The organism is Candidatus Paracaedibacter symbiosus, from assembly GCF_000757605.1.
GTDB classification, from domain to species: domain Bacteria; phylum Pseudomonadota; class Alphaproteobacteria; order Paracaedibacterales; family Paracaedibacteraceae; genus Paracaedibacter_A; species Paracaedibacter_A symbiosus.
This window is the reverse complement of record NZ_JQAK01000021.1, coordinates 1,261-2,403: the sequence shown is the minus strand read 5'-3', so window position 1 is coordinate 2,403 and position 1,143 is coordinate 1,261. Positions and strand designations below refer to the sequence as shown.

2 protein-coding genes are annotated in these 1,143 nt (G+C 67.6%); both read right to left on the bottom strand.

All coding sequences use genetic code 11. From position 1 onward, the window contains the following. A partial coding sequence (locus tag IG80_RS13720; RefSeq protein WP_052046423.1) for a flagella basal body P-ring formation protein FlgA occupies nucleotides 1–613 on the bottom strand: 613 nt, incomplete at its 3' end. Nucleotides 614–615: 2 nt separating this feature from the next. After that, nucleotides 616–1,143 (bottom strand): flagellar hook-basal body protein (locus IG80_RS12895; protein WP_032114223.1); only part of this gene is annotated, 528 nt, incomplete at its 5' end.

Here is a 1,143-nt window from a genome sequence, read left to right as displayed (position 1 = left end):
CCACCACGCCATCCCCCTGCGCCACCGCCCGCGTGCTCAAGGCCACCGCACCGCGTCGGACCGTCAGCCCCACCACCTCGTGGCGCGAAACATCGCGCACAGGCCGGGTATCGAGTTGCATCGCCGGCTGGCCCGCCGACACCGCACGCCTCAACTCGAGACCGCTACCCGCTTCACGCTCGCCGGCCGGGACAGGAGTGCCAACCTGGCCCGCCATGTCACGTCGCTCAAGGCGCATGTCGACCTGGTCCAGCCGCTCGCCGGGCCGGGCGTCACGCATGTAGACCGGAACCTCCATCCACCGATGCACCGAAAACCAGACCATCGCTTCCACGCTCTTGCCTTCGACACGGGCGCGTACCGGGATTCCCACCCGCTGCCTGGGCCAACTGCCATAGGGCACGCTCGCCGAGACTTCGTCCACCGTGCCGTGCTGCGCGGACTGAAGTGGATGCCTATCGACCTCGAACACCCACTCGCCCACCATGCCCTCCGCCTTGGACTCGAGGACGGCCCTCGCAGCGTCGACCAGCCGATCAGCAACCGACACATCGGCGGCGCGCGCCGGCAGCACCGTTGCAGAAACCACCAGCGCGAGTGAGCGAAGCAGCATGATCAGCGTCGGAGGTTGTTGATCGTTTCCAGGATCTGGTCGGATGCCTGGAGCACACGCGCGTTGAGCTGGTACGCGCGCTGCGCCAGCACCAGCCCGGTCATCTCGTCGATCATGTCTACATTGGCCATTTCCAGGTATCCCTGACGCAGCAACCCGGCCCCCTCTTCACCTGCAACCTGGGACATCGGACTGCCCGCGTCCGGGGTCGCGCGCAGCAGGTTGTCGCCATGGGACTCCAGGCCTGCCAGGGAAGCGAATGTCACCAGCACGATGGAGCCAAGCGCCACGCGCTCGTCCGAGCCGGCGAGCACGGCACTGACCTCGCCGCCTTCCGAGATTCGAAGCCCGGAAGCATCGGCGGGAATCTGGACACCGGAGGTCAGGCGCATGCCGTTGGGCGCGGCCATGTAGCCCTGGCTGTCCAGGCGGAACCGGCCGGCGCGGGAGTAGAACCGGCTGCCAGACGCGTCTTCCAGCTCGAAGAAGCCGCCGCCATCGATCGCAAGGTCCAGTTCGCTGCGCGTCGG